This window comes from Rhizobacter sp. (assembly GCA_021153565.1).
Lineage (GTDB): Bacteria > Pseudomonadota > Gammaproteobacteria > Burkholderiales > Burkholderiaceae_C > Albitalea.
In genome coordinates this window covers 1-7,579 of the sequence record JAJKJU010000049.1, presented here as the reverse complement: position 1 = coordinate 7,579, position 7,579 = coordinate 1, and the positions used below count along the sequence as shown (strand labels likewise).

The 7,579-nt window shown below is 63.3% G+C and carries 5 protein-coding genes; 1 reads left to right on the top strand and 4 read right to left on the bottom strand.

All coding sequences use genetic code 11. The features are described from left to right. On the bottom strand, positions 1-2,556 hold a 2,556-nt coding region (locus tag AC30NL_RS03500; RefSeq protein ID WP_489462623.1), incomplete at its 3' end, for an efflux RND transporter permease subunit. Between the two features lie 66 nt (positions 2,557-2,622). Further along, on the bottom strand, positions 2,623-3,783 hold the full coding sequence (locus AC30NL_RS03495) for an efflux RND transporter periplasmic adaptor subunit (protein WP_489462622.1): 1,161 nt from the start codon (positions 3,781-3,783) through the stop codon (positions 2,623-2,625). An 862-nt stretch (positions 3,784-4,645) separates the two neighbouring features. Between AC30NL_RS03495 and AC30NL_RS03490 the strand changes: the two genes are divergently transcribed. Further along, a complete protein-coding gene (locus AC30NL_RS03490; RefSeq protein ID WP_489462621.1) occupies positions 4,646-5,167 on the top strand; it encodes a hypothetical protein in 522 nt (173 codons plus the stop codon). 201 nt (positions 5,168-5,368) lie between these two features. On the opposite strand, the gene aroC is transcribed toward AC30NL_RS03490, so the two are convergent. Then, positions 5,369-6,475, bottom strand: coding sequence for a chorismate synthase (gene aroC / locus AC30NL_RS03485; protein WP_489462620.1), 1,107 nt, complete (start codon positions 6,473-6,475; stop codon positions 5,369-5,371). 312 nt (positions 6,476-6,787) lie between these two features. After that, positions 6,788-7,579 (bottom strand): PABP-interacting PAM2 motif-containing protein (locus AC30NL_RS03480; protein WP_489462619.1); only part of this gene is annotated, 792 nt, incomplete at its 5' end.

The following is a 7,579-nucleotide window of genomic DNA, read 5'->3' as shown; positions in this document are numbered from 1 at the left end:
GTCGCCGCTCGGTCGTCCTTGTGCACCGGCATAGATCGCCTGGCGACGCTGCAGATCCTGCCGCTTCACGACCTCGGGGTTCTCCACCGGCACGATGTCGGACACGCGTGACAGCGCGATCGGCGTGCCGTCCCGGGCGTAGGCCACAGGCAAGCTGTCGAGCTGCGCCAAGCTCTCGCGCGAGGTTTGCGGCAGGCGCAGTTCGACTTCCACCTGCTCGCCATCCGGCGCAGTCCAATACGTCGCCACGTCGCCGTTGATGAAGCTGCGCAGGCTCGCCGCGATCTGGCTCGATGTGAGGCCGAGTTCACGCACCGCATCGGGCTTGGGCCGCACTGCATACGCCGGCAGGCCGGGCTTGACCGAAGTGGTCAGGTCGGCGATGCCCTTGACCTGCGCAACCTTGTCACGCAGGCGCAGCACTTCGGTTTCCAGAACCTTCGGATCAGGCCCCAGCAGCGCCACGTAGATCGGCAGATTGCCCAGCGACACGTCGATGCCGGGGATGGGCTTCAGCGCTTCGCGCAGGGCCTGTTCGACGTCGCGTTGGCTGCGCTTGCGCTCATGCGGCTTGACGAGCTGGATGCTCAGCGAAGCGGCATTTCGTGCGGAGTTGCCGGTGTCGCCCACCGTCGACGACAGCATGCGCACTTCAGGGACTTTGCGCACCACTTCTTCGATCTGCAAAAGCTTTTCGCTGCCGCGTGTCAGGCTCGTGCCCACGGGCAAAGTGACGTTGATCTGGATGTAGCTGTTGTCGGTTTCTGGAATGAACTCAGTGCCCACCAGAGGCGCCAGCATGATGGCACCGCCAAAGCTGGCGAGCCCGGCAAGTACCACCACACCGCGGTGCGTCAGCGTCGCAAAGCGCAAGCGCCGCGGCTGCGTCTTGTCGCGACGGCCTTCGGCATCGAAGGGGCGGCCGTACGCCGGCAGCGGTGGCAGGAAGATGCGATAGCGATTCGTCGAAAACACCCAGCGAATCAGCCGCTCGTAGACGCCGTGCATCACGTCCAGCATGCGGTCGGTGCCGAGCATCAGATGGCGCAGGCCCGGCACGCGCAGCAACGGATTCTTCGGCGGGTCTTTCCAGATGCTCGACAGCATCGGGTCGAGCGTGAAGCTCACGAAGAGCGAGACCATCACCGCAACAGTCACGGTGATGCCGAAGGGGAAGAAGAACTTGCCGACGATGCCCTTCATGAAAGCCACGGGCACGAACACCGCGCAGATCGCAAACGTGGTCGCCATGACGGCCAGGCCGATCTCGTCCGTGCCTTCACGCGCGGCAGTCATGTGGTCCTTGCCCATGCGAACGTGCCGCACGATGTTCTCTCGCACCACGATCGCATCGTCGATCAGCAAGCCGATGCACAGGCTCAAGGCCATCATCGTCATGAAGTTCAGCGTGAAGCCGAAGGCGTACACGGCGATGAAAGACGAGATCACCGCAATCGGCAGGGTCAGGCCGGTGATGACCGTGCTGCGCCACGAATGCAGGAAGAGGAAGACGATGGCCACCGTGAGCAAGGCACCTTCGATCAGCGTGCGCTTCACGCCGGCGAGGGAGTCGCGCACCCAGTCGCTGTCCGCATAGACGAGGCGAAGCTCGACGCCGGGGGGCAGGGTCTTGCGCAATTCTTCGGTGGCCTCATTGATACCTTCGCCGGTGTCGACGATGTTCGCGTCTTGCTGCTTGAACACGCTGAAGGAAATTGCCGAGATGCCATCCACCCGCGAGATCGAGGTCGGCTCGCGTTCGCGTTCGACCAGTTGACCCAGATCGGCCAGCCGCACCACGGTGCCGTTGCGCGCGGCGACCACCACGTCGGCAAAGGACTTCGCGTCCAGGATTTTCCCTTCGACTCGAACAATGGTGTCTTCGGTCTTGCCGCTCAAAAGGCCCACCGGCAGGTCGGAGTTCGTGCGCTGCAGTGCCGCCGAAACATCCGCCGGCGTCAACTGATTGGCACGCAGGCGCTGCGGATCGAGGTCGATGCGGACCTGCCGCACTGTCAACCCACCCACGTCCACACGCGCCACGCCGCCGACGCGCTCGAGCCGTTTGCGCACCACCTGGTCCGCCAGCAGAGACAGTTCTCGCGAGCTGCGGTTGGGTGACAGCAGCGAGAGGTACACGGTGGGCTTTGCGTTGTCGCCGTCAAAGCGGCCGACGTAGGGCGCCTTCGCGTCACGTGGGAAGCCCGCCTGTACGCCGGCCACCTTGTCGCGAACGTCCTGCACCGAGCGCGTCATGTCGGCGCTGAGCTGGAATTCGACGATGGTTTCGCTGCGGCCTTCGTAGCTGTTCGAGCGGATCACCTTCACGCCGGCGATGCCGTTGAGAGCAAGCTCGATCGGCCGCGTGAGCTCGGTCTCGATCGCTTCGGGCGAGGCGCCCGGATAGGCGACGCTCACGAAGACGATGGGCGGCGAGATGTCAGGCAGGCGCTCGACGCGAAGCTGACTGTACGAAAACAGTCCGAGCACGCACAAGGCCACCATGATCATGGTGGCGAAGACGGGGTTGTTGATGCAGACGCGGGTGAACCACATGGGGGCTCCCGTTGAGAAAAGGAAAACTAAGACGCGCAGGCTTGTGGCCCGCGCCGAGGGTTGTCTTTACAACTTGTTCGGAACCGGCGTGGATGCCGCCGCCGACGAGTCAGGTGCCGCGCGTTGCTCCACGACCTTGGCGGGCGCGCCTTCCTTGAGGTTGTCGAACCTCGCGGCAAGCACTTGAGCGTCGGGCGTCAGGCCGCTTTGCACCTCCACGCGCCCGCTGATCGTGTCGCGGCGGCCGGTGATGACGATGCGGCGCACGAGCGCATTGTTCTCGACCGTCCAAACGAAGTCCTGCCCCGAGGACTGGCCTACGGCGGACATCGGCAGGCTCAGGCGTGTTGAATCGTCTTCGAGCATCACGCTGGCCTGCGCGTATTGACCTGCACGGAACTGCTCCATCTTGTTGTCGAGCACGACCACAACGCCGATGGCTCGCGTGCCGGTTTCGGCAGCCGGCGCAATGCGATCGATGCGTCCTGCGACGGACTTGTCCTGCCCTTCTACGCGAATCTGAACTCGCTGTCCTGGCGCAAGGCGCGCGACTTCGTGCGTGCCCACCGAACCTGCGAGTTCCAGCGTCGACAAGTCGACCACCGTCAGCAACTGCTGCTCGGCGCTGACCTTTTCGCCAGGCACCACGTGGCGCTTGCCGACAATGCCAGCGATGGGCGAGATGAGCGCCGCCTCGCGCATGCCAATCCGGGTGCTGGTCAGCTGCGCCTGCGCGGATTTCAACTGAGCGCGCGCCGCATCGAGCTTGGCCTGAGACGACTGCAGCGCGGTCGTGGAGATGAAGTTCTGGCTGGCGAGACCGAGGTTGGCAGCGTGCTGTCGCTCGGCGTCAGAAAGGCTGACTTGCGCAGATTCGACGGCAGCGGCGCGGTCGGCGACGCGGCTTTGCAAATCGGCAAGATCGATGTCGCCGAGCACCTGCCCCTTCTTGACCCGAGCGCCTTCTGCGACGGCAAGTTTGAGAAGCGTGCCAGTCGCCTTGGCGCGAACGGTCGCTGTACGCGGCGCGATCAGCGAGCCAGAGAATTCGATCACCAGCGGCATGGGCGCCATGGCGGGTTTGACGACTTCGGAGGGCACGAACTCAAGGGCCACGATCGCGCCTTTGTCTTTCGGACCTGGCGCTGTCGACCCATTGCCGAGTCGTGGCGCACCCACGAGCACGACGCCCGCCAGCACAACCACGCCAATGGTTCCCCCACCCACAGCCGACGCTTGTTTGCATCTGTGCGAGACCCCACTCTTGTCGTTTTTGACTTTTCAAAGCCTTGTGAGCTATTGAAATTTTGGTTGTCTGATGCAGTCATGGGGCGAGTGTAGGTTCGCCCCCCAGGGGGAAAGCAAGGTGTGCGACGGAGTACAGATTAGGGGTTTCCAAGCCGCGAAAGTGTGTGACGAAGCGGTGCCGACCAAGGGGTTTGTTTTGTCGTAGAGCGCTTCGCGGCGTCGCATACACCGGGTGCACCCGCACCATACGATTGTTGATTCATCTTCACCGAGGTCAGGCGCATGAGAGGCATTGACAGGACCGGCAAGCGAAAGGCCGACGCGGCTTTGCCCCCGAGCGAAGGCTCATCACCCTCGCGGCCGTCGTCGCCTCAATTCGCCGCACCCGAGGCGCTTCGTCGGCGCACGGACTCGGGATACGTGGCTGGGCACGATCGTGCTGATGGCGCATCACCCCAAGCCGGCCTGCGGTCACCGCGTGGCGCACACGTCCCGTTGTCCAGCGAAAACCCTGTCGCGCCGCACGTCGGCCCGTCCAGCCCGCTGCCGGCTGCAAGGCTGCACTTGGTGCACGAAGCGACCTCAGACGCGCACTTGCTGCGGCCAGGGGCCGATACCTTGGGAAACATCGGCGCGGCATCGCCGCCCATCTGTCCGCCAGGAGCAGCACCTTTCGAACTGCTTCAAACGGATTCTCAGAAGAAGATCCTGGACTTCTTGCCGAGCGACGCACCTTCGAGGTGCCCGAGGTCTGATCGCCCTGTCGGGAACGTCTAGCGCTCTACGGAATTTGGTGCAGGGAGTCGACTCCTTCCCCAAATACCGACTGCTGGGCCGCCTGATGCAAACCGCTGATCGTCAGGTCAGCAACTGCGGGCAGTTCACCCCAAAACTTGTTGAGGCGTTTGCATCCATGCTCGGACTCTTGAGTCCGCATCAGCAAGAACGCCTTGTGTCCGCCACGATCGACTTCCCCAATAGCAGAGACAAGGCCGATGCGATAGCCGCGCTGAGCGCGAAAGTGGCGCATCTGAACGAGGGCCAGGAGCATCTGAGTGATTCCCAGCGCGAGAAACTCGTCGTCGCCGCCATCGGTCCTGGCGACAACACCTTGCAAAAGGCTCATGCCATAGCCGGGCTGGGCGCAGGAGTAGCGCATTTGAGTGAGTTCCAACGCGAGAGACTCGTCGTCGCCGCCCTCGGCTTCGGCGACGGCTTCCACAAGGCTGTTGCGATAGCCGGGCTGAGCGCGGGAGCGGCGCATCTGAACGATTTCCAGCGCGAGCGCCTCGTCGCCGCCGCGATCAGCTTGGACGATGTCAAACCCCAGACAATAGCCGCACTGGCCGCTTCAATTTCCTGAGAGGGCGCAGTGTTGGATTCGCATCGAGGTTGACGACTCTTCACCCATAGTCCTTTCCTAGATTTCCCGGTTTGGGGACGCTGGGCGGGCGCGCTGCGGCGTTGCTCCTCACTTGTGTGGCTCGCCACACGGCGCTCGGAGCGCCTTGCATCGCATCCCGCCCAGCGTCCCCAAACCGGGAACTTATTCCGGGCCAAATCCTCAGGTGGGCCGCCCGTCTGCCTTGATCTTCGGCGTGTCCACCCTCACATCGCCGCACTGCGCGCGATACATCAGCGCGTGGTCCATCAACACGAGAGCCAGCATGGCCTCGGCGATCGGCGTCGCTCGAATCCCCACGCAGGGGTCGTGCCGCCCAAAGGTCTCGACGATGGCCGGCTGTCCTTCCAGGTCGATGGAATGCCGCGCGCTGCGGATCGAACTTGTCGGCTTGATGGCAATGGACAAGGTGATGTCCTGCCCGGTCGAGATCCCGCCGAGCACCCCGCCGGCGTTGTTGCCCATGAAACCCTCGGGCGTCAGCTCGTCGCCATGCGTCGTGCCGCGCTGTGCGACGCTCGCAAACCCGGCGCCGATCTCCACGCCCTTGACGGCATTGATGCCCATCATCGCGTAGGCGATATCGGCATCGAGCTTGTCGAATAGCGGTTGGCCGAGGCCCACCGGCACGTTGCGCGCATACACCGTGATTCGTGCGCCGCAACTGTCGCCGGCTTTGCGCAACTCATCCATGTAGGCCTCGAGCTGCGGAATGTCGCTTTCGTTCGGCGCGAAGAAGGGGTTGTTCGGGATGTGCTCCAGAGACTCGAAGGGAATCGCGATGTCGCCGAGTTGCGTCATGTAGCCGCCGAAGCGCGTGCCGTACTGCTTGGCGAGCCATTTGCGGGCGACCGCGCCGGCGCCCACCATCGGCGCAGTGAGCCGGGCCGACGAGCGCCCGCCGCCGCGCGGATCGCGAATTCCGTACTTGTGCCAGTAGGTGTAGTCGGCATGGCCGGGTCGGAAGCTCTGCGCGATGTTGCTGTAGTCCTTGCTGCGCTGGTCGGTATTGCGGATCAAAAGGCAGATCGGTGTACCCGTGGTCCTGCCCTCATACACGCCGGAGAGAATCTCCACGGCATCGGGCTCGTTGCGCTGAGTGACGTGGCGAGAGGTGCCGGGGCGGCGACGGTCGAGTTCGGGCTGGATATCGGCCTCGCTCAATTCCATGCCGGGCGGGCAGCCGTCGATGACGCACCCGATGGCCGGGCCATGCGATTCGCCGAAGTTGGTGACCTGGAACAGGGTGCCGAAAGTGCTGCCGGACATGGTGAGGCTCGTTAGGGCAGCGAACAGGCTGCTGAGGCAAATGATTTTACGGGGCGTGCAGGTGTACGGCCCGATTCGGGCATACGGCTCCTGCCGCGGGTAGTGACGGTCAGGCCACTCATCGACGCACCGCGTCGATGTGCACCCTGCCGTACACGGTCCAGCCTCTGTGACACGCTATCTCGGCTCTGAGAAGCTGAGAAGCTGAGAAGCTGAGAAGCTGAGAAGCTGAGAAGCTGAGAAGCTGAGAAGCTGAGAGTATTTCGCAGGCTTCGTAGCTAACGCACGACCAACAAGGCGACCCCTACAAAACTACCGGCGTTGCAGCCCGGATGGTACGAATTCTTTTGCTGCGGCATTCAGCGTCGATGCACTAGGACCAGGACCAGGAACCATCTGCCAGGGTGGTACGAATTCTGTTGCTGCGGCATTCAGCGTCGATGCACTAGGGGCCGTCTGTGCCGGGTTCTGAGCGACGACCAGACGCCCAGGATTGACCTTGCCATGGCTGAACCCTTGCTCGGCAGTCCACCCTTTTGTCAGCATACGCCGCGTAATGGCGTCCTTGATCACGTCGTCGCCGTGCTGGCCCACGATGAACTTCGTCGTACTGCTGAGATTGCCCAGAGCCTCGTGATGGTCGAACAGCACTTGCGCTACGTCTGCCGGCACCGCACGCGCACGGTCCTCCACAAGCGAAAGCACCAGACGGCGGTTGAGATGGAAGTCAAGGCTGTTGGTGCCTGCGTCATACCCAAGCGATGGATGGAACACGCGATCGGACACTGCCTTCTCAAGCAACTGCCTTGCATCCGCGCGATGACCACCCCTCGCGCATGCTGAGATCAGGGCGCTGTACGTGATGACGCTGGGGATGATGCCAGCGGCGCGCATGTCTTCGAAAACCTCCAGCGCCCACTCGACCTTCCCCGCTTTCTCGCACGCCGAGATCAGGGCGCTGTACGTGATGACGTTGGGGATGATGCCATCGGCTCGCATGTCATCGAAAATCTTCAGCGCCAGCTCGGCCTGCCCGCCTTTCTCGCACGCCGAGATCAGGGCGCTGTACGTGATGACGTCGGGGATGATGCCAGCGGCTCGCAT

Coding starts and splice junctions, on each gene's coding strand:
- aroC (WP_489462620.1), bottom strand. CDS start 6,475: ATGTCCGGCAGCACTTTCGGCACCCTGTTCCAGGTCACCAACTTCGGC.
- AC30NL_RS03490 (WP_489462621.1), top strand. CDS start 4,646: ATGCAAACCGCTGATCGTCAGGTCAGCAACTGCGGGCAGTTCACCCCA.